Here is a 24585-nt window from a genome sequence, read left to right on the forward strand (position 1 = left end):
CGTTGGAGTTCTGACTAGTCGGCCGGATCTCCAGGGAGCTCACCGGCGTCGTCCACGATAGCGTCGGCGCAGATCGGCGACGGCCAGTTGCGAGGTGCGCACAAGACCGACCTCGGCGACTTTCAACTGCACTACGCGCGCAGCCCGAAGCGGCTTGGTGACCCGCCACGATAAGGTGTTCCGAATATCGCGCAAGAGCCGACTCTCGTCGCGAACGATCTTCAGCCAGGTGGAGAGCTCCGCGCCTGCCCGCTGATCGAGTTCGGATTGGAGGCGGACGATCTCGGCACGCAGATGTTGTTCGGTGGACGTTTGGGCCGAGGCGCCTCCGTCGACTGCCGGGCTTTCAGTGCTGTCAGGCATTGCCCAAGTATAAGCGGGCCGCCCGCGCCGCCAGCCCGTCAGCCCAGGCGGCGTGACCGAGTCAGCGCCGCCCTTGCGGATAATCCCGCGTTCAAGGTCCACCTGACCAACGCGTAGCGAGGTCCGGCGTATCGCTTGGCCAGGAAACGCCGCGCGCTCGTGTGATGGGCGCGGCGCATCGCATCTGCCCGTGAAGCAGTCGAATGCGCACCCGAATGGCGCACGCTCGCCGCCGGAACGTAGATGTTCTCGTACCCCGCTTGAGAGATCCGGTATCCAAGGTCGACATCCTCGAAGTACATGAAGTAGCCCTCATCGAATCCTGCTACCTCGTCGAATACACTGCGCCGCACGAGAAAGCATGACCCGGAGAGCCACCCTGTAACCCCCTGACTGTCGACCCCGCGGTGGTACCGCTCCGTCCACGGGTTTCGAGGCCAAAGATTCGCAAAAAGGGCGTGACCGATTCCGGTACCAAGCGACGGCAAGGCCCGAGCGGACGGATAGACGGAATTGTCGCGATTGAGCACTGTCGGTCCAGCCGCGCCTATCGTTGGCCTGCTGGCAACCGCATCAAGGAGGACGTCCATCGACGCAGGAGCGAGTTCGACGTCCGGATTGCTGACCAGTATCCATTCGATCTCACTAGGCAGTGTCGCGACCGCGTGATTGATCGCTCCGCCATAGCCGAGGTTCTCGCCGGGGACGAGAAGTCGGGCCCCATAGCGTGCGCAGAGTTCGCCGATGGTTGGGGATGTGCCCCCGGAATTGTCGACAACGATCGATAGCACTGGACGAGAGCAGGCTCCAGTCACCGATTCCAGAAAGGCGGGCAATACTCCCTCCGAATGAAAACTGACCGTGACAACGGCGACCGTGGGAACGTGACTCATAAATGCGACGCCTCGATCGGTGGGACAGGCATGCAGATCATCCTATCGGCGCCCCCGATGGCAGATTCGGCACCCGACGGAGGGCCTCAGGGCACCCGCAGCTTGTGGGCGGGACGATCGATCTACGGTCGCGCCTACCGCCAGGGTCGCCTCCGTGACAATATGATTCCGAGGAGGTCGTCGCGACACTCCTGGCTCCGCGGCGAGGACACCCTACTGTCCGACGACCGCAGCGAGAGGTATGGGATTGATCCTGCACGCACGTCAGCGACGACTAAGGCGCATCCATGCAGTTGCGTTATGCATTGCCGCAGTTGCCAGCCTGCTGTCGTTCGCGCAACTCGCGCCCGAGTCCGCGCAGGCACTCGACGGGTCGCAGTTCGACGCCGGCAACATCATCAGCGACGAGAACTTCTTCAACTCGAGCACGATGAACGCCGATGACGTCCAATCCTTCCTCAACGCTCGGGTCGTGACCTGCGCTGCATCCAGCGGCCAGCCGTGTCTGAAGGACTACCGCCAGGCAACCTATTCCCAAGGCGCTGACGCGTATTGCCAGGCCTACTCGGGCGCTGGAAGCGAGACAGCGGCGTCGATCATCGCCAAAGTCGGCGCTGCCTGCGGAATCAACCCCCAAGTGTTGATCGTCATGCTCCAGAAAGAGCAAGGGCTCATCACCTCGCCCTCCCCGACGTCCACGATGTATCGCAGTGCCATGGGTTACGGCTGCCCGGATACGGCCGCATGCGACACCGAGTACTACGGCTTCTACAACCAGGTGTACAACGCAGCCCATCAGTTCCAGCGGTACACCAAGACGAGTGCCTCGTGGAGCTATCAGCCCGGGCGGTGGAACGCGATTCAATGGCATCCGAATGCGGCGTGCGGGACCAGTCAAGTCTGGATCGTCAATCAGGCCACCGCCAACCTCTACATCTACACGCCGTACCAGCCCAACGCCGCCGCGCTGGGTAACCTCTATGGGACTGGAGATGGCTGTTCGTCCTACGGCAACCGGAACTTCTGGCGCTACTACAACGATTGGTTCGGCAATCCATCCAACTGGGTGCGATCGGCGTCTTTCGAGGGTGGCTCCGTGGCTGGGTGGACCGCGAGCAACGGGTTCATCAATACGCAGGTGTACCGGGACAGTTCAATCTCGCAGGACGGCGAATGGTTCTTCGCCACCAACACTCCGGCGGCGGGCCGCGCGCTCACCCAGGATGCTCGGAGAAACGTCTCGATTGGTGAATCTGCAACAGTCACCATGTGGGTCCGCTCGGCAGACTCAACGCCGTACAAGGGGACGCTTGCGGTATGGGGATTGGGCGGGACGCAAGAGGGGTCCCGCACCGATTTCACCGCGACCACGAAATGGCAGCAAGTCACCACCGAGCTACCCGTGTACGCCTCGTCTCATGACGTAATCAGGCTGGATCTCTACCTCCAGCAGACGCTAGGCACGCTCTGGGTGGACAACGTGAGCATGTCGTTCGGGAAAGCTCCTGCCAAGCGGAATCTCCTTTCCAACCCGTCGTTCGAAGGCTCGTTCGCCGGTTGGGGGCCGGGGAACGGCGCCATCAATCAGCAGGTCTGGCAGGACAAGAACGCGTACGACGGTGCTTGGTTGGCCGCCGCGAACACATCGCAGGCCGGCCGTTCCTTCGCCCAGGAGTTCCCTGTTTCGCCACGTTCTGGAGACGTTTACAACTTCTCGATAGCTCTGCGATCGGAGACTCCGAGTGCACCCATGAAGGGACGGGTTGCGATCTGGGCTCTGGGGCGGTCAGCGCCGATGAACAGCGTCGCAGACTTCACAGCTGGTGGCACATGGTCGACGGTCAGCGTGAGCATCGATATCGGCAGCCTGGCCCCAAGCGCCATCAAGGTCGAGATCTACATGGATTCGGTCGGAAGTACTCTCTGGCTCGACGCAGGCACACTCGCACGGAATGTATTGACCGCCGGCTCGATGGAAGGCGGCGCATTTCCTTGGTCAGCTACGGCGGCCGGCGTGAATGTCGCTGTGTACAGCACACAGACCTCCGGGATAGTTCCCCCAGCTGGAACGTGGTTCGGGGCCACAAATGCCTCGAAGGCCGGTGCTTCCATCTATCAAGACGTATCGATTCGGCCCCGTGGCGGTGACACCTACCAGGCCGAGCTATGGGTTCGATCCGGGGCGGGGCCCTTCACTGGACGGCTCGCGGTCTGGGGCCTGGGCGGCACGACCGAGGTGGCATCGAGCTCCTTTGTCGCAGACGGCACCTGGAAGAAGATAACGATGCCGGTACAGGTCACCACCTCGGATCACGGAACGATGAGATTCGAGGTTTACCTCGATACTCCTTCTTCCACCCTGTTCTTCGACGGCGCCAACCTCTATTGAGGTCGAAGTAGCGCGTGTCGAGCCGCAGTGGACCGAACCGATAGACTCGACAACTGCAATCGACCACGAAAAGGATCATCGGAGAACATGGCGCGCGCACTAATCACAGGAGTCACTGGCCAGGACGGACTGTATTTGTCCGAACTTCTGCTTTCAAAGGGGTACGAGGTTTACGGCCTCATGCGAGGGCAGAACAACCCGAAGCGCCAGCTCGTGGAATCAATCGTTCCCGGCGTGAAGATCCTCACCGGTGACCTCACCGATCTCTCCAGTTTGATTCGCGCCCTCGACGTCGCCCAGCCAGACGAGTTCTACAACCTCGGCGCGATTTCATTCGTCGCGTACTCATGGGAAAATGCCGCTCTGACCTCAGACGTCACAGGCCGGGGCGTCCTGAACGCGCTCGAGGCAGTCAGGCTTTACAGCCACGATGACCCGGCGAAGGTGCGCTTCTACCAAGCGTCGAGTTCGGAGATGTTCGGCAAGGTTCAGCAGGTTCCTCAGTCGGAAAGCACGCTGCTGTGGCCGCGTTCACCCTATGGCGTCGCCAAGGTCTTCGGTCACTACATGACGATCAACTACCGCGAGTCGTATGGTATGCATGCCTCTTCGGGCATCTTGTTCAATCACGAGTCGCCCCGGCGGGGCCCGGAGTTCGTCACTCGCAAGGTCAGCCAAGCGGTCGCCCGTATCTCCCTCGGGTTGCAGGACTCCCTGACCCTCGGGAATCTGGACGCGCGGCGTGACTGGGGCTTCGCCGGCGACTATGTGGAGGCGATGTGGAGGATGCTTCAGCAGGATGAAGCAGACGACTACGTCATCTCAACGAATGAGACCCATCCCATTCGCGAATTGCTTGAGCTCGCCTTTGCTGAGGTCGGTATCTCCGACTGGCAACGGTATGTCAAGCAGGATCCCGCCTTCATGCGTCCCGCCGAAGTAGATCTGCTGATCGGGGACTCCTCGAAGGCTCGTGAGCGGCTCGGCTGGGCCCCTCAGGTAGACTTCCCGCAGCTCGTCGCCATGATGGTTCAATCAGACGTGGCGGAGCAGAAGAAGCTGGCCGGACTCTGACGGATGGCCGTCGCCCTCGTCACCGGGATCTCCGGCCAGGACGGCTCGATTCTTTCCGAAAGCCTTCGCGCGGACGGATATGAGGTTCATGGGCTGGTCCGCTCCGCCGACGCGGGAAGTTTGGAGGAGCTCAAGCAGCGCGGTGCGATTCTGCATGAAGTGGACCTGACCGACCTCGACGAAGTCAACGGCGTGGTGATAGACGTTGCACCGGACGAGGTCTACAGCTTGGCCTCGATTAGTTCCGTCTTTCAGTCATGGCAGGCGCCCGTGGACACGGCTCGTGTGAACGGTCTAACCGTGGTCCAATTGCTCAGTTCCATTCGTGCGCTTCAGCGCGCGACGGGATCGTCCCCCCACTTCGTGCATGCCTCGAGTGCGGAGATCTTCGGAAACCCGAGCGCTAGTCCTCAGAGCGAGTCGACGCCGATCGCGCCCGTTTCGCCCTACGGTGCGGCGAAGGCTTTTGCACACCAGATGGTCCAGGTCTTTCGGGCGGAAGGTGTACGCGCGTCCAACTGCATCCTCTACAATCACGAATCCACGCGCCGTCCGCCGTCGTTCGTCACGCGCAAGATCACCCAGGCAGCGGCAGCGATCGCGTACGGTGAACAAGAAACGCTCACGCTCGGCACTCTGGAGACTCGACGGGACTGGGGCTGGGCTCCCGATTACGTTGACGCACTGCGCAGAACCGCTCGGGGGCAAACGGGCGACGACTTCGTGATCGCAACGGGCGAAACCCACTCCATCGCCGATTTTGTCGAGGCCGCTTTCGCGCGCGTTGGCATCTCTGACTGGCGGAGCCGCGTGTCGGTGGACTCCTCGCTCAGCCGCCCGGCCGACCCGTTGGAATTGAGGGGCGATGCTACGAAGGCCCGCACCTCCTTGGATTGGAAACCGACGAAGACCTTCAAGGACATCGTCGCCGCCATGGTCGACGCCGATCTCGCTGGACTTGAGCAGCGGAAGCGCTAGTGCCAGAGGAACGTAGCATCCGCGTACTGATCGATGCCACGTCGATCCCCTCCAACCGAGGCGGTGTCGGGCGCTACGTGGAGCATCTCATCGAATCCCTCCCCCGCCCAGGGCTCGATGTCATCGTCCTCAGCCAACGCCGCGACCGAGACGAATTCTCCTCTTTTGGAGTTCGGGTGCACCCGGCGCCGCGAATTGTTCGCTTTCGACCCCTACGGTTGCTCTGGGAGCAGTTCGGCGTGCAGCGCGCTGCTCGCCGGCTTGGGGCGGACATCATCCATTCAGTCCACTACACCTTCCCCCTATTCAATTCGCTCCCACAGGTCGTGAGTGTTCACGATCTCACCTTCTTCTCGCATCCGGATGCTCACTCGAAACTCAAGAGGGTCTTCTTCAGGAGGTGGATAAAGTTGGCGGCCCGCCGGCGGGTGGAGGTGGTTGTGCCTTCGGAGGCCACGGCGAAGGAGTTCGTCCGGCTCGCTGGTGGTCGGGACGACGATGTGATGATCGCGATGCACGGCGTTGACCCTGGCGTGTTCCGTGTCCCGTCAGAGGCGGAAGTGACCGCGTTCCGCGCCTCCTACAGCCCGCGCGCCGAGGGGTGGATTGCTTTTCTCGGCACGGTCGAGCCGCGCAAGAACACGGCGGCCCTCATCGCGGCATACCGCAGCGTCGCGGGGACGAAAGAGGGTCCATCGCTCCTTCTCGCGGGCGGGGACGGCTGGGGCCCATCCATCGAACCCGCGGTCGCTGAAGCTTCTCACGCAGGCTGGGATGTACGGCGACTTGGGTATCTTCCGTTGGACGACTTGCCGGCATTTCTCGGGGGTGCGACCTTGGTCGTGTATCCGAGCCTCGGTGAAGGCTTCGGTCTGCCCGTTCTCGAGGCGATGACCACCGGAGCGTGCGTCCTCACAACGAGAGAGCTTGCCATCCCGGAGGTCGGAGGGGACGCTGTCGCCTACTCAGGTACTTCTTCATCCGCTATCGCGCGCGGAATCGAGGAACTCCTCGGCAACCCCGAGCGGCGACAGCTCTTGCGGGAACGGGCGCTCGTCCGATCTCGTATGTTCACATGGGCTCGATCGGCGAACGCCCACGTGAGCGCGTACCGCCGCGCAATCGACCGCTGAAGGATTACTCGATAGTGAAGATCAACTGACGAGTGTCGGGAGACTTCAGCTGATGAGTGCGCCAATCAGATCCGAGAACCGCGGAAACGTAACTCTGCCACTGAGTGTCGTCGTCGTACGCCGCACGGTCGACATAGATCGCGCAGGCGTCGGAGTCTCTGACGGCGGCGGCGAATCCGCTCGGCGTGGAAACGCCCTTCCAGAAGTCCGCCGAACGCGTGCCGCTCACCGCTCCGTAACTCCATTTCAGCGCGGAGTCGCCGCCCACGACATACGGCAGAGCCTCCTCGTAGTCGCCCAGACCCAAGATGGGACCAGACTCCGGAAATGCCTTCACCGGGAGCTCGGCGATTCCGCATCCGCTTGGCAACCGTTGATCGGCTTCCTGGACGAGCGCGCGCAAATCTGAGTCCCGCGTCGGGAGAAGCTGCACGTGGGCCCGGACGCCTGCGAGCTGGTCGACGAACGCCACTGCTGCGACGATGGTCAGGACGAGAATGATTGTCCCGCGTTTTTTCGCGATGCCATTGACGATCACCGCCACGAACCCGAGTCCAAGCGTCGCCAAGACGATCGAGAGTCGCACCCACGACCGTATTTCACCGGTGACGACGGCGGCGAAGATATACCCAAAGCCGCCGACGACGAAGAAAAGAACGCCCGCGAGCATCGCGGAGGCGAGCACAGCAAGCCGGCTGTCACGAAGCGCCCTACTGACCCATCCGGTTGCCCCCTCGAGCGGCGATGCCAGGCGTGCAAGCCAGAAAAGGATCGCAAGGAGGATGCCGATGATCGCGATGACAGACATCCCGGTCGGTTCTGCGTAAGGCGACACGGTCGTCGTCGCGGCATAACGGTCGGCGATGGCACCCAGTCTGGGCAGGCCCGAACCAGGCCACGGAAGGAGAAGAGTTGCAATCTTTCCTGCATGAAACTCCGACTCCGCCGCGGACCTTTCCGAGAAATACTTGGCATATCGGTCGCCGAAATTGAGAGAGAGTACCGCCAACTGGGCGGCTACGAAGGCGACAAGGGCGACGAATGCAACCGCAGGCCAGATGAGCCGTCGCCACTTCCTGGTACCGAGGGCGAGACCCCCGCGAACGGCGAGGAGTATCCCCATGAGGAGGGCTCCAAAGACGTAATAGTAGGAGTTCGTAAGAGACAGCAGCAGCGCCAGACCAATGATGACCCCGCCGTGACGCACCCGGGCGCGGGTGGACGTTGCGGCTCCCGCGGCCCATCTTGCGAATGGGTCAGTGCGCTCGCCGCCTACGACGAGCAGGAGAAGCACCAGCACGGCCACTCCCCAATAGTTGCCAACGAACGCGTGGCCTAGAGCCACCCGTTGGAAGTGATATGGGGCCAGAGCGAAGATGAGCCCGAACACAACCGCCACGGCGGTCCCGGTTCGTAGTCCACGGAAAAGGAGGTATCCGGCGACGCCGGTGACGAAGAAGCCAACGAGCTGGTACAGATTCAGGAGTAGCACCGGGTCGTGGACGAAGACTGCTCCCACTGATAGCGCCACTGCTGAGGCGGGATCATACATTGGCGCGAAAAACAGGTTCTGGTTGAAAGGAAAGCCCAAGCGCTCATTGGGTGTGAAGAGGGACCAGTCGGTGGCACTGGCGCTCACCATGTAGTGCAACATCTGGTCGCCGGTAGCTCCAGACGTCCACCGCATCCGAAGCATGTCGGCGTTGAGCCCGAGCGCCCACCACGCCGCTGCCATAGCCGCGATGCCGGTGAAAACTGCGAATGCGGCCTCCCCCAGCGAGCGCGCCGATATCCCTCGAGGACGCGGACGCTCTTCTCTCGCGGAACCAGCTTCAGCATCGGCGGGATGCAGAGAGGGCGCCGCTTCGCCGCGGCTGCGGTCGACTGCAGTTTCGGTGGATGTCATGCCGGTCAATCGTTCACGGGTGTGCGCGGCGCGCGGACGGAAATCGCCTCGGCCGCGGTTTCTATGTCCGTCGAACTTTGCTGATTCCGAGATCCTCGGAAGACGACGAGCTTGTACATGATGAAATTCCACACCAAGCCGAGCAAGACGGCGCACGCCTTCGCGATATTTATCGCAAGGAACTGCTTCCCATCCTCGCCTGGCAAGAACAACAGCGACCGACCGAACGCCGTCCCGAAAAGCAGTTCGAAAAGGTAGATGACGACGTTCTGGATGATGAGGGAACTGAAGCCTGTTACTCCGAAGAAGATGCCGAACCGTCTGAGGGAGATCGGCTCCTCATATCGAAAGACGAAGAAGTGATTCAGCAAGTACGAGACACAGATGCCAACAGACACCGAGAAGACGTTCGCGAGGAGCACCGGCGCAGAAAAGGCCAGCGTGAGCACGTTCAGTAGGATGAAGTCCAGTGCCGTGTTCGCGCATCCTGCTATCAGGAAACGAATCTTCTCGTTGGAGATGAGTTTCTTCACTTATTCGAGGTGACTTTCGTAAAAATGCTCAAGCTTGCAATCGCCGTGCCCACCTACAACGAGGTCAAGAACGTTGAAGCTCTGATTCAATCGATCTCTGTTGTCTGCGGTCAGCATCCTGACATGGACACGGAGCTGTTCATTCTCGACGACTCGTCGCCGGACGGAACCGCATCGTTCGTCGAGCACATCGCTGCGCAGTACGAACTCGAGAACTTCAGGGTCCGCACCATCGTCAAGCCGACGAAGGACGGACTGGGAGCAGCATACATTCATGGGTTCGAGATCATCCTGCGAGAGGACTTCGACTACGTCCTCCAGATGGACGCAGATCTCTCCCACGACCCCAAGTATATTTCCGGCTTCATTCACCAGGCGCTCGCAGGCACGCCGTTCGTGGTCGCGTCGCGCTACATCCCCGGCGGCGGCACCCCAGATTGGAGCCTCAACAGGAAGTTCCTAAGCCGTGGGGGGAACCTCTACGCCCGCACCGTTCTGAGCCGGGAGATCAGCGACTACACGGGAGGGTTCAACATGTTCTCCGCCGAGCTCCTTCGCAGCATTGCACCTGCCAGCATCACCGCGACCGGATACGGATTCATCCTCGTTCTGAAGTATCGGGCCCTTCTGAAGGCCGGCCGCGTCATCGAACTCCCTATCGTCTTCTTCGACAGGACAAACGGCGAGTCGAAGATTCCGAGCAACACCCTGTTGAGGAACTTCGTGCTGGTTCCCCGCATCAAGGCGCGTCGTGGAGAGGTTTGACGCGGGTCAAAGCGTGACGACGATCCGTTCTCCACGACCGCTGTGGATGCGATTCGGTGCTGAATTCGTCGCCGTGCTGATTGTCTTCTCGGCGGGAGTGATCACTCTCTCCAAGTGGTACGGCACTGCCTGGGAGATAAATCTTCTCTACAGCGGCGACTCTCTCGTGCTCCCTCTGTTGCATGGATCTGTCATTGCGCGGGAGCCCTTCGAGTGGATCTTTTCATCGCAGCTCTTCTTCTTTCCCGAAGCACCGCTCTATTTCTTCGTGACGTTGTTCGTCCCTTCTCCGCGAGCCGCTCTGTGCGGGGTGGCGATACTCAACCTGATTCTTCTTTATGTTCTTCTGCGTTGGTGCAGCCGTCTGCTCTTTCGACACTCGCGGCACAGGATCATCGAAGTTTCGGTCGCTCTCGGCGCTACGGCGATGTACGTGGTTTATGTCCTCCTGGAGCCCGTTTCTGACATCAACGGCACCGCTGTGGCAAGCCTCTACCTTCTGGTCGCTTACTACTCCGGCGTAATCATTTGCGGACTCGCCTGTGTCGGGCTGACGCTCTGGGTCACCCGTGCTTTCACGGATCCGCCGGTGCGCACATGGCGCACCGTGTTCTATGTCATACTCACCGGCCTGGTCGTCGCTCTCAGTGCCGGTTCGGATCCTCTCTTCAATTTCCAGGTCAGTGCACCGTTGATAGCCACGTTGGTCATCGCCGGAGCCGCTCGGCGTCTGCGTTGGCGTTGGTTGCTCATCACCGTCGGAACGATTGGCGCTGCGACGCTGGCGGGTGCCGTCCTACACCAGCTGTGGGGACGGTTCACCTCACTCTCGGTTTCTTCGTACGTGAATTTCGACAACCTGGCGGTTGCCTTCCAATTCCTGAAACACGTTCTCAGGGACACGGTTTCCACACCATACGGAACGCTGAAGCTCATCCTCGCGGTAGGTGTCCTCCTCATCACGCTGCTTCCAATAGTCCGTTCCTTCCTGGGCTCACAGAGGTTTCTAGCTCGATGGCATGTCACCGACGCGGAATTCGTGCTCGCCGTATTCTCGTGGGTCTCGGTCGTCTCCCTGCTATCAGGTGCGATCGCCACCGGCTCGCTGACGACCCGATATCTCGAGCCATTGTTCGTCTTTCCCCTCCTGAGCGCATCGTACGAGACGGTGCGTTTCTTCCGATACCTCTTGTCCTCGGTGCAGCGAGCCGAGCTTCGCGCGAGTCTCTCTCGCTTCGGGACAGCTCTCGTGAGCGCGATCGCCTGCACGATCTTGATCGGCGCCGCCATCGCGGCACCGAACGCCGTCGACATGGCGACCTCCTCCAGCCGGGGAGGCGCCGAATGCACTGCGAAACTTCCGGCAGACGCGAAGGCCGGTGTGGGCACTTTCTGGCTCACCCGAAATTGGGAGGTGTACGGTTCTCACCGATACCCAATCCTCCAAGTGAATGGTGATCTGACAGTGTTCCCAGCCATGATCAATATGGCGAGTTATCTCCATCAGGAGTTCACCTTCGTTGTTGTAGATCCCTGGGGATTCGTTACCGAAGATTCCGTCAAACCGTTGGGAGAGCCGAATTCCATCACCGAATGCAGCGGCTACCGGATCTACGACTATGCCGGTACTCCCGGCCAGACCGAGCTGAATGCGGTGGTACACGCAAGCGTTGACAAGGTCCGAAGGGCTCACGGTTTCATCCCCTAGTGCGACGTTGGAGGTTGAATTCCGCGCAGCCGTTCACGACTTCGCCCTCACTCAGTTCGTTAGGATGATGACGCGTCTCACGCAGTCGTGACGGCGGGGCCGCTCACCATCTCGAGAAGCAAGGATCACCGTGAACTTGGTCGTATTCAGTCCCGCCGAAGTCGAGGAGTCGAACGCACCATCGATCCTGGCGATGCGGTCAGCGTGGTAGATCCAATCCCCACGGGTCCGGTCTCGGCCCACCGCCTGAACGCGAGCGCGGCCTTGCACTGGACCGCAGAGCCATCGTGGCGGGTTGGGCTGCGCAGGTTCGCTCGAACGGGGCCGGCGCATAGCGTTATCGCGACGGCCGGGGAACCAGCGTCTTGAACAACTTGGGGCGGTTCATTTCCTTTGCGCAGAATGGCGAAGACGTCGTCCTCAACAGGGCGTTATCGTCTATCGAACGAGGCGTCTACATCGATGTCGGGGCCAACGATCCGACCGAATTCTCGATCACGCGGGCGTTCTACGATCGCGGCTGGCGGGGTATCGCGGTCGAGCCGAACCCGATTCTGGCGGACCGTTTCAGAGCGGAGAGACCCAGGGACCTCGTCGTTCAGGCGGCGGCGACAGACTCCGAAATGGAAGTGGTCACACTCCACGCGATCGGTGACACCGGCCTGTCGACACTGGTCGATGAAATCGGCGCCAGACATGCGAGCAACGGCTGGTCGATCGACGAGCTCACGGTCTCCGCACGGCGGCTCGACGACATAATCGTCGAAGCCGGCCTGGCGGAGACACCCATTCACTTCATGACGATCGACACAGAAGGCGCCGAAGGATCTGTGTTGAGGTCGATCGATCTGAGCAAGTATCGGCCATGGGTACTCGTTATCGAAGCGACCGCTCCTCTTACGACCGAGCCCACCCATCGTGAGTGGGAGCATCTGGTTATGGACCGAGGTTACCGCTACTGCATGTTCGACGGACTCTCGCGCTTCTACGTCGCTGAGGAACAGTTCGAAAGCATAGGCGCAGCGCTGAGCTATCCGGCAGGAATGTTCGACTCATTCGTTACCGTCGGAAGGCTCGGCGAAGAAGAGCGTATCGCCGGGCTGGAGCGCTCCAAGCACGACCTCGAACGCAAGGTGGAAGCGCTCGCATCGCGAGCGGCGCGGACGGAGAGAGCCGAGGCGGAACTTCAACGACTGAGAAGCACCTGGTCGTGGCGACTCACTCGTCCGTTGCGGGCCGTTCGATCCATACGGATAGGGCCACAGTGACCACGCTCAAAGTTGTCCTCGAGCAGTTGCTCGCTCCCGTTCCCGGTGGCATCGGGCGATACACCGACGACCTCACGACAGCGTTGATTGCGCAGGCTCCCCCAGGCTGCGACGTTGTCGGAATCGTGTCAGCAGTGGACGAGGGCACGATTGCCGGCCTCCGTGGACGAGTGACAGGCCTCGCCGCAGTGGAGACCCTTTCCCTGCGCAGACGTGAGTTGGCGATCGCCTGGCGTTATGGGGTCTTGACCGGTCTCAAGGGGTCGATTGTGCATGCACCGAGCCTCCTCGCGCCGCTCAGTCGCCACGAGCGTTCGTCGCACGGGCAAGTCGCGGTGACGATCCACGATGCAGTGCCGTGGACTCATCCCGAGACACTCACTCCCCATGGCGTCGCATGGCATCGAGCGATGGCTGAGCGGGCACATCGCCATGCCGACGCGATCATTGTGCCCACTCACGCCGTCGCGCTCGAGCTGAATGAGCACGTCGACTTCGGCGACCGGGTGCGCGTCGTCGGCGGTGCTGTCAGTCCACGGTTGAGTTTGCCCGCCGACGAAGACGCTCGTGCTGTCCGCCTCCAGTTGCCCGACAGCTATCTTCTCAGCGTCGGCACCCTCGAACCTCGGAAGGGCATCCGCTCACTCATCAAGGCGCTTTCCTTACCTGAGGCAACGGATCTCCCGCTACTCGTCGTAGGACCGAAGGGTTGGGGCGGCGTCGACATCGACGCACTGGCGGCAGAGGTGGGCCTTCCAGAGGGTCGAGTGCGCGCACTCGGATACCTGGACGATGCCGATCTGGCCGTAGTCCTCTCCCGCTCTACCCTCTTCGTCATGCCGAGTCTGGCCGAAGGATTCGGGCTGCCGCTGCTCGAGGCGATGTACTTCGGTCGTCCGGTCGTGCACTCCGATGCGCCAGCCCTGGTGGAAGTCGCTGGCGGAGCAGGGACAGTCGTCGAACGCGATGACTCTGCGACGTACGCTCAGCGGTTGTCGGTTGCCATCACGGAACTCGTCGGCGACGAAGCACGAAGAGCACGATTGGGCGTGCTCGCTCGAGATCGCGCGCGCGCTTACAGCTGGCGAGATTCTGCGGATCGTGTCTGGCAGCTCCACGCCGAACTGTGAGAGCCTCAGCCCTTCGGCGTAGGAGACGAGGTCGGCGGGAACACCGCCGCGTGCACAGTCTGGTGGATCCAGTCGTAATCGGGAGCGGTAGGATCCACGTCCGGTGGAACCATGGCCAAGCGGGTGACGGGCTGGCCTTTCGCCTTCGGCGCTAGGTCTACGAAGTAGCCGAGCATCGACTGGGGGATGTCCGTCTTCACGACTTGAGCGCCGGCCGCGGCGATCGACTGGAATTTGGTGAGCACGTTCGCCGGATTGAATTGCTGCAGGATCGCATCCTGCAATTGGCCCTGGCGCTGCATGCGGTCATAATCGCTGGTGCCATACCGTGATCGCGCATACCAGAGCGCGTGGAAACCATCCAGCTTTTGCACCCCAGCCTCGATCCAGTCCGTGATCTCAACGGGATTCCCATCCTCGTCGTGACCGGCGCCCATGGGCACACGGTCCTTGACGTCGACGGTGACGCCTCCCAGAGCATCGATGAGGTCGGAGAAGCCCTGCATGTCGATAAGGGCGTAGTACTGGATGGGCAATCCGGTGATGCCTTCCGCGGCGTCGCGCATCGCCTCGATGCCCGGCTCCGAGCCCTTCGCCTGCGCATCCGGGTACATCTCCGGGCTCTTCAGCTCCACCTCCGTGTAGATGGAGTTCAGCTGGCACACGTCCACGTCGCACTCGTCGTCGTAGCCGTAGCCATTCGGGTACTTGTCGGCCATCGGTCCCGGCGAGAATGGCACATTCTCGAGGTCGCGGGGAAGTCCGATGACCACCGAACGGCCCGTCGTCGAGTCGACGCTGACGACGGAGATGCTGTCGGGGCGCAGGCCGTCCCGGTCGGGACCGGCATCGCCTCCCAGGAGCAGGATGTTGTACTTCCCGTCAATCGGCGGAACGCTCGGGCCGGCTTGGAACACGCTCGACAGGAAGCCGCTGGCGGTCGTCGCGAGATACGCCCCGTACGCAGCCGATCCGCTGAGCACCACCATGACGACGGTCGTGAGCCCGGCGATCCACACCCGTGCCGACGGCGCAGTGCGCACGATGCGCACCAGCCGCAGGGTGTCGAGCGTGAGAACGACCCAGACGATGCCGTAGAACAGCAGGATCGCCGCGATCGCCCAGAGACTCGCGGAGGTGCTGAAGAGCGAGTAGAGCATCGTCTTGGCGAAGAACCAGAGCGCGGCGAGAACAACGAGCATGCCCCACAGCACGAGGGTCGTTCCGAGGCCGAACCGGCCGAGGCGTCGATTGCCCGCCAGGACCTGGGGAGAGCCGGGGATGAGGAAGTTCAGAACGACGAGCCACCAGGCACGTCGGGTCATCAAGGTCCGGGAGCCGGCATCCGGATAGCGGATGGGGCTGGCGGTGGCAGTCAGGGAGCTCATAGGCGCGATTGCAGGTCCGTGTTCTTCTTCTCGACGAGCTGCTCGAGGTCTGCGGCGTAGGCGGCCAGCTGATCGCCGATCGCCGGATTTGCGGCACCGAGGATGCGCAGGGCGAGCAAGGCGGCGTTCTTCGAGTTCCCGATGGCGACCGTGGCAACCGGAATGCCGGCCGGCATCTGCACGATGGAAAGGAGCGAGTCCAGGCCGTCGAGCTTGCCGAGCGGCACGGGCACGCCGATCACGGGCAGGGTGGTCACCGATGCGAGCATTCCCGGGAGGTGGGCGGCGCCGCCGGCGCCGGCGATGATGACCTTCAGGCCGCGGTCGCGGGCGTCGGTACCGTAGTCGATCATCTTGCGCGGAGTCCGGTGCGCCGAGACGACCTCCACCTCGAAGGGGATGCCGAAGTCGCGGAGGGTCTGCGCTGCGTCGCTCATCACGGGCCAGTCGGAGTCGCTGCCCATGACGATGCCGACCGTCGGGTTGCTCTCAGTCACCCGTCGATCGTAGGGCCCGGCTGCTGGGAAACCCCGGAGGGCACACGCAAACCGGCGGATGCTGCGACGAAGTTGCTCTCGCGATGCCCACCCATGGCCCGCTCGGCAGCGAGCCTCAATCGAGCAAGATCGCCGCCACGGCGCGCGACTCGTAGGTCACGTCGTCGAGGTCCGCTCCGATGACGGTGACGTGGCCGACCTTGCGGCCGGGGCGCGAGTCCTTGCCATACGTGTGGATCTTGGCCGTCGGATGCGCCGCCATCGCCGCCGGGAAGCGGTCGGCGAGCGAGCCACGTTCCGGCCCGCCCAGAAGGTTCACCATCACCGCCCACGGCTCGTGGGTGCCGGTGGCTCCCAGCGGCAGGTCGAGCACGGCACGCAGATGCTGCTCGAACTGGCTCGTCGTGGAGCCGTCGATCGACCAGTGCCCGCTGTTGTGCGGCCGCATGGCGAGTTCGTTCACGAGCACCCGGCCATCCACCGTCTGGAAGAGTTCGACGGCAAGCACTCCGGTCACGCCGATGCCCTCGGCCACCGCGATCGCGATGTCGGCGGCGAGATCGGCGATCCGTCCGGCCGAGTGCGGAGCAGGCGCGATGACCTCCGCGCACACGCCGCCCTGCTGAACCGTCTCCACCAGGGGCCAGGCGACCACCTCGCCCGAAGAACTCCGGGCGACCTGCTGGGCGAGCTCGCGCGAGAAGTCGACGAGTTCCTCTGCAAGCAGGCCGCCACCCTGGCCGTCTTCAGCGAGCGCGGTGAACCAGTCGTCGACCTCGTGGGGCGCGCTCACCACGCGCACTCCCTTGCCGTCGTAGCCGCCACGGGGCGTCTTGACGACAGCGCGGCCGCCGTGCGCGTCCAAGAACGCGGCCAGGTCATCCGGGCTCTCGACCCGCGCCCAGTCGGGAACGGGCAGTCCCAACTCTGAGAGCTTCTGCCGCATGAGCAGCTTGTCCTGGGCATAGAGCAGCGCATCCGGGCCGGGATGCACCGCGACGCCCCGCTCGACCAGTTCGCGCAGGATGTCCTGCGGCACGTGCTCATGGTCGAACGTGACGACGTCGACACCCTCGGCGAACTCGAGCACGCGCTCTCGCTCGCGGTAGTCGCCGACCGCGGTCGCGGCGAGCGCCGCGGCCATTCCGTCGGCCTCGGCCAGTACGCGCAGCTCGATTCCGAGCTCGACGGCGGGGGGAATCATCATGCGGGCAAGCTGCCCTGCGCCGATCACGCCAACGATCATGGTGAGACTCTCAGCTCGGGCCCGCGATGCGCAGGCTCTGTTCAGGATGCGTTCGCCCGCCGTCATTAGACTGCCGAGCACGCTCTCTATCTTCGCCCATCCGCCCTATCGGGAAGGCACTCCGTGACGACGACCTCGACGCCGGCTTGGCGTGCCCTGGCGGGTCAGCTGCTGCGCTTCGGCGCGGTCGGCGCCGTGGGCTTCATCGTCGACATCGGCCTGTTCAACCTGCTGCGCACGACGGTGCTCTCTCCCGAGCAGTTGCACACCGGCCCGTTGATCGCCAAGGTCATCTCCACAACGGCCGCCATCATCGTCAACTGGATGGGCAATCGTTACTGGACCTTCGGCGACAAGCGCTCCAACCGCACCCTGCGTGAGGGCGTCCAGTTCTTCACTGCGAGCGTCGTCGGCATGCTGATCGGCCTGCTCTGCCTGTGGGTCTCGCACTACCTGCTCGGGATGACCTCGGTACTCGCCGACAACATCTCCTCGAACGTGATCGGCCTGGCCCTGGGAACCGCATTCCGGTTCATCGCCTACCGCTACGGGGTCTTCGCCGGGCCGAGCATCGACGAGGATGAGCCCGCGAAGCCGCTAGCGCCCGCCCCAGGCGACCGTCTGGTCGGTGAGAGCTGACGGCGCGTTCTGCCAGTGCACCTGCGTCGTCGTGCCGTGCGCGGCATCCGTCAGGTCGTGCAGTGCTCGCTGGATGAGGCCGGCCCGCGGTACGTCGCGCAGCACCACCGGCCGGTCCGCGCCGCTGTTCAACAGCACGTCTCCGCTGCGGAACGCGCTCTGCAACCAGCTGCGGCGCACGCTCACGTCGTAGATGCGCGTGAACGCCACCTCTTGCCGCGTCCGCACGAAGAATCCGCTGCGGATGATGACGCGTCGCGTCGTGATGGTGCAGCGCTGGCCGAGCCACCAGATGAACGGCACGAGCCAGCCGAAGAACGCGATCGCGGCGAGGCCTCCCCAGAGCGCCCACCCCATCCACGCCTCAGGCAGGCTCCAGGCGAAGTAGCCGACGGCCGCGCAGGATGCCACGAGCAGCACCGTGGGCCAGAACAGCACCCGGGCGTGGCGACGGATGCGCGCGATGACGCGTTCACCCGGGGCGGCAGGTCCGGTCGCGCCGGGCTGAGGGTCGCCCATGGTGCTCATGAGTCATTAATACCTCAGATGTGTCACGTCGCCGGCAGCCACGGCCAGCGTCTGGCCGTTCTCACGGTTGACGACGACCAGCCGGCCGTCCGAATCGATCTCCACCGCGGTTCCGTAGAGCTCCGAACCGCCCGGCAACTCCACCCGCACCTCGGCTGCGAGGGTGCCGCACACCCGGGTCACCGCGGCATGGATGCCGCTCGCGAACGGGTCGCCGTCGGCGGCGACGAAACGCTCGTACAGCTCGCGGAACCGACCCAGGTAACCCGCGAGCACGACGTCGGGATCGGGCGCCTCTCCCGTCGCCAGCAGGATCGACGTCGAGGTCAGGGTGGGCAGGTCGTGCTCGTCGAGCGCGAGGTTGAGTCCGGCGCCCATCACGACACCCTGGCCGCCGGGAAGCAGTTCGGCGAGGATGCCGCAGACCTTGTAGCCCGCGATGAGCACGTCGTTCGGCCACTTCAGCTCCACGGGCAGCTCCGCCGTCGTGCCGTCCTCCACATCCGTGCGTGCGTGCTCGAACGGCGCCACGACGTCGTGGATCGCGCCGGTGAGGGCGGCGCCGGCGATGAGCGGCAGCCAGCCGAAACGCTCGACGGAGAGCCCGGCGGGGCGCAGCAGCACCGAGGTTGCCAGCGACTTGCCTTCCGGCGCCATCCAGGTGCGACCGAGCCGCCCGCGCCCCATGGTCTGGTTGTCGGTGACCAGCACGGAGAAGTCGCCCCACGCGGATGCGTCGACCCCGATCGCCCGCTCGACGAGCTCGTCGTTGGTCGACGCCGCCTCATCGAGGAACTCGAACCGCGAGACCCGGTCGCGACTGCGCGAGAAATCCATGGGAGACCTCCTGTCCGGTTCAGGTTAGCGGGCATCGCGGCGCTCCGTCCGCAGATGTCGCCGGCACCGGCGATCGGAGGTGATCACGAGGGATCGGGCGAATGTTTGTAGGCATCCGTCAACGGGGCGGCCGCGAGTGCCCGGGCTAGGCTGAATCGCGTGACTGTGAACACCCCCGCCACGGAGCCCGACATGTCGACGACAGCCGGCAAGCTCGCCGACCTCAAGAACCGCTACCACGAGGCCGTCACGGCGAGCGGCGAGGCGGCCATCGAGAAGCAGCATGCCAAGGGCAAGATGACCGCCCGTGAGCGCATCGACCAGCTGCTCGACGCCGGCTCGTTCGTCGAGCTCGACGAGTACGTGCGCCACCGCACGCACGCCTTCGGCATGGAGGCCAAGCGGCCCTACGGCGACTCCGTAGTCACCGGGGTCGGCACGGTGCACGGTCGCCAGGTCGCCGTGTTCGCCCAGGACTTCACCATCTTCGGCGGCTCGCTCGGCGAGGTGGCCGGCGAGAAGATCATCAAGGTCATGGAACTCGCCCTGAAGACCGGCGTTCCGCTCATCGGCATCCTCGACTCCGGCGGCGCGCGCATCCAGGAGGGCGTGGTGGCCCTCGGCAAGTACGGCGAGATCTTCCGGCTCAACACCAAGGCCTCCGGCGTCATCCCGCAGATCTCGATCGTCTGCGGTCCCGCGGCAGGTGGAGCGGTGTACTCCCCGGCCCTCACCGACTTCGTCGTCATGGTCGACAAGACCAGCCAGATGTTCGTGACCGGTCCCGACGTCATCAAGACGGTGACCGGTGAAGACGTCGGCATGGAGGAGCTGGGCGGCGCGCTCACCCACAACAAGATCTCGGGAGTGGCGCACTACCTCGCGAGCGACGAGTCCGACGCACTGGACTACGTGCGCACCCTGCTCGGCTTCCTGCCCGACAACAACCTCTCCGACCCGCCGGCCTACGAGAGCGAGGCCGAGCTCGAGGTGACGGATGCCGACCGCAAGCTCAACACCCTCATCCCCGACTCCCCCAACCAGCCCTACGACATCCGCACGGCCATCGAGAGCATCGTCGACGGGGGCGACTTCCTCGAGGTGCAGCCTCTGTTCGCGCCGAACATCGTGATCGGCTTCGGCCGCGTCGAGGGTCGCTCGGTCGGCATCATCGCCAACCAGCCCAACGCGATGGCGGGAACCCTCAACATCGACGCGGGCGAGAAGGCGGCTCGCTTCGTGCGCTTCTGCGACGCCTTCTCCATTCCCATCGTCACGCTCGTCGACGTACCCGGCTACCTGCCGGGCACCGACCAGGAATGGACGGGCGTCATCCGGCGTGGCGCGAAGCTGCTCTACGCCTACGCGGAGGCCACGGTTCCCCTCGTCACCGTCATCCTGCGCAAGGCGTACGGCGGCGCCTACATCGTCATGGGCTCCAAGCAGCTCGGCGCCGACATCAACCTGGCCTGGCCGACCGCGGAGATCGCGGTGATGGGCGGCCAGGGCGCCGTCAACATCCTCTACCGGGGCGAGATCAAGCGCGCCGAGGAGGCGGGAGAAGACGTCGCCGCCGTGCGCACCAAGCTCGCGAACGAGTACACCTACAACGTCGCCTCGCCCTTCCTCGCGGCAGAACGCGGCGAGCTCGACGGCATCATCGAGCCCGCCGGCACACGGGTCGCGATCACGAAGGCGCTGCGTGCCCTGCGCACGAAGCGGGCGAGCCTGCCCGCCAAGAAGCACGGGAACATCCCGCTGTGAGCATAGAGTCCTCACCCGAGAGCTTCGACCCGGCTGCCCTGCGTTTTCGCACGGCTCGGGTGTCCGCCGAGGAGACGGCCGCCATCACGGCGGTTCTCGACTCGCTGCTTCGCGAGGAGTCGGAGCACGCCCGCCAGGTGAACGAGGCCGGCGTTTCGGCCTGGCAGCGCAGCCAGCGCTCCCTGCGAGCGCCACTCACACCGGGCCCCGGCCGGTGGCGGGGCTTCGACGCCTGACGCGGCGGTCTGCGGACTTCCTCGCACCGCCTGATCCGGTTGTACCCCGGGAACGCCGGCATGCGGACATCCGAGTCGCATTTGGCGCGCGATCGGCCGTTCCCCTTCGCCGGCATCCGCCTGTCCTGTCCCCCGAAGTGATGACTTTCGTCCGCCATGAGGCTCCGGCACTATAAGTCGTGCAGGTGTTCCTTTGAACACCGCCCGCGGTCCGCCGACCAGGGTAAGCACGGCGGACGTGTTGGGGGCGAGTCAAGGTGATATTCGGGTTATCGCTTTGACTCGGATTCCGAAGGGGAGCTGGTCTCGGATCGGCTCCCCTTCGTCATCCCCTTCGAGCTTGGTGTCTATTCGGAAGCGTCCCATCCTGCTCCGGGGATCGTCATCCCGCAGCGGGCTCGTCGACGCGCGGGATCTCCAGCCAGAGGGCCAGCTCGTCGTCTGCGTCGTCGGCGCCGAGTGCCGCCGCCGTCGCATCCACGCGTCGGCCGACGACCGTCACGGCCGCGGGCGAGTCCCCCGCGACGCTGCGCACGATGATGTTCTCGGCGTCCGTTCCGGCGATCGCCGCGCTCAACCGGGAACGGATGCGCACCCGCTCGCCCTCGGGGAGGTCGTCCAGGCCGCCTTCGTCGAGCAGCAGCACTGAGGCACCGCGCTCCCTGGCCGTACGCACCGCAGCGCGCACCCCGTCGTCGAGGAGCATCCGCCCGCGGATCTCATCGCGGATCGCCGCCTCCAGCCTGCGGCAGGTGGCCCGTTGCGCCTCGTCGAGCTCGCCGCCCGTCTCGACCACCCGCTGCAGCATCGGCGCAGCCAGCCGTCGCGTCTGCTCGAGCCGTCGCGTGCGCTCGTTGACGCGGGCATCCTGAGCGGCCTGCCACTGCGCCGCCTCCCGTTGAGCGACCGCGAAGCTCTGCGCCTCGCGGCCGGCGCGCGCCACGGTGCTCACGCCGACATGGGCGATCGCGACCCAGACCACACTGCCGACGACCCCGAGGCGGCCGAGGGCCTCTGGTCCGGCCCACACGAGGGTCTGCAGGCAGAGGAAGAGCACTCCGGTCCAGGCGAACACCAGCCGGCCTCGCACGGCCGTGATGGTCATGAGCGTGCCCACGGCCGCCACGTACCAGGTCGCGTAGCCGTTGCTCGCGGCGGGGTCGAGCGCCGCCGTGACGACGAGGGGCAGGATGACGCTCACCGCCAGCACGAACGCGGCAATCCACGTGGGCATCCGCCCCTGGCGGGGGTTCCACAGGCTGAGCACGGTGGCGGCGATGTAGAGCCCGATCGAGACGATGGTGGGCCACGGCGTCGACGGGGTGTCGAGCGAGGACAGCCCGAGAACCACGTGATAGGCCGAGAAGACCACCGCGAGGGCGAGGATGGCGACGCGCGGAATGGTGATCACGATTGCGCCTCCGCCGGCCACTCGAGCTCCACCGTCGTTCCCTCGCCCGGTGCGGACGCAACCCGTGCACGGCCGCCGACGCTCGCCATCCGTTCCCGCACCGAGACGCGCAGGCCCAGGCGGCCCGCGGGAACGGAACCGGGGTCGAAACCGACGCCGTCGTCGCGCACGACGATGCGGCAGCCGCGATCCGTGCCGCTGAGCGTCACCGACCGGTTCACCCGCCGTCCCTGCGATCCTGCGTGCTGCAGGCTGTTGACGACGGCCTGCACCGCGGCGGAGAAGAGCACCTCGAGCACTTCCGCGGGCAGCACCCGGTCGTCGATGTCGTGCACCCGCAGCGTGACCTGTTCGGCGATGGATGCCCCGGTGGCCCGCAAACGCCGGGCGAGCTCGCTCACCGGCAGCACGTCGGTCACCGCTGCCTCGGGTTCCGGGTCCAGACGGGCGAGGGCGGAGGCCGCCATCGCGGTCGCGAGTCGGCGCTGCTCCGGCGTCTCCGCGTTGGCCGCGGCCAGCAGGGTCGTCAGCACGCTGTCGTGCACGAGCGCATCCACGCGCACGCGCTCGATGTCGATGGCGTTCTGGCGCACGGCCGCCTCGTACTGGGCGAGGGCTGCGCCCTGCGCCGCGTCGACGGCCGCCGCGGCCTGTTGCAGGGAGACCACGATGATGAGCACCGCGGCCCCGAGGATGACGGCGTACACCGTATCGAGGCTGAGTCGGCCGAGATCGGCTTGGCCGCCCGCGGGAAGTGCCCGCACCACGGCGTACAGCACCGGCGCGACGACGACATAGGCCGAGGCGATCGGGAGTCGGAAGCCCATCGCCGCATTGGCGGAGGCGACCGTCAGCAGGAACCACACCCATGGCCGCTCGCCCTCGAGCGCCGAAGGATCGGACACGACGAGGGGCCACGCGAGCTCCACGAGCAGGAAGACGATGGCGAACCCGGCGAAGACGGTACGGATTCCGCGGTCGACGACGCTCGAGACGGCGACGACCACGATGCCGCCGAAGACCGCTCCGGCGAGGATGAGGCCCCATGGATCGATGAAAGCCGGAAGCTGGCCGATCATCACCGGCAAGGTCTGCAGGCCGAAGAGCAGGCCGGATGCGGCGATCGCCCGCGAGAGCGCGAGCCGGATGCTGCGCGTGGAGAGCGGCATCCGCCTCTCGGGCAGCGTCAGGGCTGCGGGAGGACGGGCCGCGCTCGCCTCAGCGCTCATCCGCGGGATCGTGATCGAGTCCGGGCAGGATGCCGTCTTCGACGGCGCGCCGAAGCAGGTCCACCTTTGTCGGCGCCGGCCGACCCACCTCGACGTACTTCACCCGCACCCGGTCGAGGTATTCCCGCGCGGTCGAGTGGGCGATTCCGAGTTGCGTCGCGACGACCTTCAGCGGCAGGCCCGATGCGTAGAGGTGCAGCACGTCGCGCTCGCGTCGACCCAGCGCGGCCTTGGCGAAGTCGGCGTCAGCGTCGATCGCGCTCGCCCACTCGAGGTTGTTGAGCACGTCGCCCCGCGCCACGGTGGCGATGGCGGCGATGACGGCCGACATCGGCGCGGACTTGGGGATCACGCCCGCCGCGCCGGCGGCGAGCGCCTCACGCACACTGGCGGCCCGGTCGGCGATGGAGTGCACGAGCACCGCCGCGCCCGTGGCCTGGGCCGCCTTGACGTTGTCGGTGACCCGGGAGCCGTCGCCGAGCGACAGGTCGAGCACGACGACGTCGCAGGGAGTTCCAAGCACGTGGTCGAGCAGCTCGCTCGCGTGCGCCGTCGTGAAGATGACCTCGTGACCGGCGGCCTCGCAGGCCGCCTTCAGCCCGAGCACCACCGACTCGTGGTCGTCGACGATCGCGACGTGGATGGGATCGCTGGCTGTCACAGGGGTTTC

23 protein-coding genes are annotated in these 24585 nt (G+C 64.6%); 11 read left to right on the top strand and 12 right to left on the bottom strand.

Going from position 1 to position 24585, the window contains the following annotated elements; all coding sequences use genetic code 11:
* Positions 1-39 precede the first annotated feature (39 nt).
* Together WDJ51_RS02170 and WDJ51_RS02175 are read right to left on the bottom strand one after the other, a co-directional pair.
* The gene (locus WDJ51_RS02170) at positions 40-363 is read right to left on the bottom strand and encodes a hypothetical protein (RefSeq protein ID WP_337850779.1); all 324 of its coding nucleotides are present in this window, start codon (positions 361-363) and stop codon (positions 40-42) included.
* 38 nt (positions 364-401) lie between these two features.
* A complete protein-coding gene (locus WDJ51_RS02175; RefSeq protein WP_337850780.1) occupies positions 402-1256 on the bottom strand; it encodes a glycosyltransferase family 2 protein in 855 nt (284 codons plus the stop codon).
* A 241-nt stretch (positions 1257-1497) separates the two neighbouring features.
* Between WDJ51_RS02175 and WDJ51_RS02180 the strand changes: the two genes are divergently transcribed.
* From WDJ51_RS02180 to WDJ51_RS02195, 4 genes are all read left to right on the top strand, one after another.
* Positions 1498-3645 (top strand): hypothetical protein, encoded by a 2148-nt coding sequence (locus WDJ51_RS02180; protein ID WP_337850781.1) that lies wholly within the window; start codon positions 1498-1500, stop codon positions 3643-3645.
* An 87-nt stretch (positions 3646-3732) separates the two neighbouring features.
* Positions 3733-4719, top strand: coding sequence for a GDP-mannose 4,6-dehydratase (locus tag WDJ51_RS02185; protein WP_337850782.1), 987 nt, complete (start codon positions 3733-3735; stop codon positions 4717-4719).
* A gap of 3 nt (positions 4720-4722) precedes the next feature.
* Complete coding sequence (locus tag WDJ51_RS02190) at positions 4723-5697, top strand: GDP-mannose 4,6-dehydratase (RefSeq protein ID WP_337850783.1); 975 nt, start codon at positions 4723-4725, stop codon at positions 5695-5697.
* A complete protein-coding gene (locus tag WDJ51_RS02195; RefSeq protein ID WP_337850784.1) occupies positions 5697-6830 on the top strand; it encodes a glycosyltransferase family 4 protein in 1134 nt (377 codons plus the stop codon). The genes WDJ51_RS02190 and WDJ51_RS02195 overlap by 1 nt, the downstream gene beginning before the upstream one ends.
* A 4-nt stretch (positions 6831-6834) precedes the next feature.
* On the opposite strand, the gene WDJ51_RS02200 is transcribed toward WDJ51_RS02195, so the two are convergent.
* The gene (locus tag WDJ51_RS02200) at positions 6835-8736 is read right to left on the bottom strand and encodes a hypothetical protein (RefSeq protein WP_337850785.1); all 1902 of its coding nucleotides are present in this window, start codon (positions 8734-8736) and stop codon (positions 6835-6837) included.
* A 5-nt stretch (positions 8737-8741) separates the two neighbouring features.
* Positions 8742-9269 (bottom strand): GtrA family protein, encoded by a 528-nt coding sequence (locus WDJ51_RS02205; protein ID WP_337850786.1) that lies wholly within the window; start codon positions 9267-9269, stop codon positions 8742-8744.
* A 24-nt stretch (positions 9270-9293) separates the two neighbouring features.
* Between WDJ51_RS02205 and WDJ51_RS02210 the strand changes: the two genes are divergently transcribed.
* The 4 genes from WDJ51_RS02210 to WDJ51_RS02225 all read left to right on the top strand — a co-directional run bounded on the left by WDJ51_RS02210 (position 9294) and on the right by WDJ51_RS02225 (position 14140).
* Positions 9294-10034 (top strand): polyprenol monophosphomannose synthase, encoded by a 741-nt coding sequence (locus WDJ51_RS02210; RefSeq protein ID WP_337850787.1) that lies wholly within the window; start codon positions 9294-9296, stop codon positions 10032-10034.
* Between the two features lie 13 nt (positions 10035-10047).
* On the top strand, positions 10048-11742 hold the full coding sequence (locus tag WDJ51_RS02215) for a hypothetical protein (protein WP_337850788.1): 1695 nt from the start codon (positions 10048-10050) through the stop codon (positions 11740-11742).
* Between the two features lie 365 nt (positions 11743-12107).
* The gene (locus WDJ51_RS02220) at positions 12108-13010 is read left to right on the top strand and encodes an FkbM family methyltransferase (protein ID WP_337850789.1); all 903 of its coding nucleotides are present in this window, start codon (positions 12108-12110) and stop codon (positions 13008-13010) included.
* A complete protein-coding gene (locus WDJ51_RS02225; protein WP_337850790.1) occupies positions 13007-14140 on the top strand; it encodes a glycosyltransferase family 4 protein in 1134 nt (377 codons plus the stop codon). The genes WDJ51_RS02220 and WDJ51_RS02225 overlap by 4 nt, the downstream gene beginning before the upstream one ends.
* 5 nt (positions 14141-14145) lie before the next feature.
* Here WDJ51_RS02225 and WDJ51_RS02230 read toward each other — a convergent pair whose 3' ends face one another.
* The 3 genes from WDJ51_RS02230 to WDJ51_RS02240 form a co-directional block, all read right to left on the bottom strand.
* Positions 14146-15528: an LCP family glycopolymer transferase gene (locus WDJ51_RS02230; RefSeq protein WP_337850791.1), complete on the bottom strand. Its 1383-nt coding sequence runs from the start codon at positions 15526-15528 to the stop codon at positions 14146-14148.
* The gene (gene purE / locus WDJ51_RS02235) at positions 15525-15992 is read right to left on the bottom strand and encodes a 5-(carboxyamino)imidazole ribonucleotide mutase (RefSeq protein ID WP_337850876.1); all 468 of its coding nucleotides are present in this window, start codon (positions 15990-15992) and stop codon (positions 15525-15527) included. Before purE ends, WDJ51_RS02230 begins: the two co-directional genes overlap by 4 nt.
* Positions 15993-16140: 148 nt before the next feature.
* Positions 16141-17337 carry a 5-(carboxyamino)imidazole ribonucleotide synthase gene (locus WDJ51_RS02240; protein ID WP_337850877.1) on the bottom strand — a complete coding sequence of 399 codons (1197 nt, stop codon included), beginning with the start codon at positions 17335-17337 and terminating at the stop codon, positions 16141-16143.
* 57 nt (positions 17338-17394) lie between these two features.
* On the opposite strand from WDJ51_RS02240, the gene WDJ51_RS02245 reads away from it, so the two are divergent.
* On the top strand, positions 17395-17910 hold the full coding sequence (locus WDJ51_RS02245) for a GtrA family protein (RefSeq protein ID WP_337850792.1): 516 nt from the start codon (positions 17395-17397) through the stop codon (positions 17908-17910).
* Here WDJ51_RS02245 and WDJ51_RS02250 read toward each other — a convergent pair.
* Both WDJ51_RS02250 and WDJ51_RS02255 read right to left on the bottom strand, forming a co-directional pair.
* Positions 17869-18438, bottom strand: coding sequence for a PH domain-containing protein (locus WDJ51_RS02250; protein ID WP_337850793.1), 570 nt, complete (start codon positions 18436-18438; stop codon positions 17869-17871). The genes WDJ51_RS02245 and WDJ51_RS02250 overlap by 42 nt on opposite strands.
* Before the next feature lie 6 nt (positions 18439-18444).
* Positions 18445-19275 carry a biotin--[acetyl-CoA-carboxylase] ligase gene (locus WDJ51_RS02255; RefSeq protein ID WP_337850794.1) on the bottom strand — a complete coding sequence of 277 codons (831 nt, stop codon included), beginning with the start codon at positions 19273-19275 and terminating at the stop codon, positions 18445-18447.
* A gap of 192 nt (positions 19276-19467) precedes the next feature.
* Between WDJ51_RS02255 and WDJ51_RS02260 the strand changes: the two genes are divergently transcribed.
* Positions 19468-21039: an acyl-CoA carboxylase subunit beta gene (locus WDJ51_RS02260; protein WP_337850878.1), complete on the top strand. Its 1572-nt coding sequence runs from the start codon at positions 19468-19470 to the stop codon at positions 21037-21039.
* Positions 21036-21275, top strand: coding sequence for an acyl-CoA carboxylase subunit epsilon (locus WDJ51_RS02265; protein ID WP_337850795.1), 240 nt, complete (start codon positions 21036-21038; stop codon positions 21273-21275). The genes WDJ51_RS02260 and WDJ51_RS02265 overlap by 4 nt, the downstream gene beginning before the upstream one ends.
* A gap of 382 nt (positions 21276-21657) precedes the next feature.
* On the opposite strand, the gene WDJ51_RS02270 is transcribed toward WDJ51_RS02265, so the two are convergent.
* The 3 genes from WDJ51_RS02270 to WDJ51_RS02280 are packed head-to-tail and all read right to left on the bottom strand — an operon-like array spanning position 21658 to position 24576.
* On the bottom strand, positions 21658-22686 hold the full coding sequence (locus WDJ51_RS02270; protein WP_337850796.1) for a hypothetical protein: 1029 nt from the start codon (positions 22684-22686) through the stop codon (positions 21658-21660).
* Positions 22683-23915, bottom strand: a complete 1233-nt coding sequence (locus tag WDJ51_RS02275) for a sensor histidine kinase (protein ID WP_337850797.1) — start codon at positions 23913-23915, stop codon at positions 22683-22685. The genes WDJ51_RS02270 and WDJ51_RS02275 overlap by 4 nt, the downstream gene beginning before the upstream one ends.
* Positions 23905-24576 carry a response regulator transcription factor gene (locus WDJ51_RS02280; protein WP_337850798.1) on the bottom strand — a complete coding sequence of 224 codons (672 nt, stop codon included), beginning with the start codon at positions 24574-24576 and terminating at the stop codon, positions 23905-23907. The genes WDJ51_RS02275 and WDJ51_RS02280 overlap by 11 nt, the downstream gene beginning before the upstream one ends.
* Between the last annotated feature and the right edge of the window lie 9 nt (positions 24577-24585).

The organism is Rathayibacter sp. YIM 133350 (genome assembly GCF_037404875.1).
Lineage (GTDB): Bacteria > Actinomycetota > Actinomycetes > Actinomycetales > Microbacteriaceae > Orlajensenia.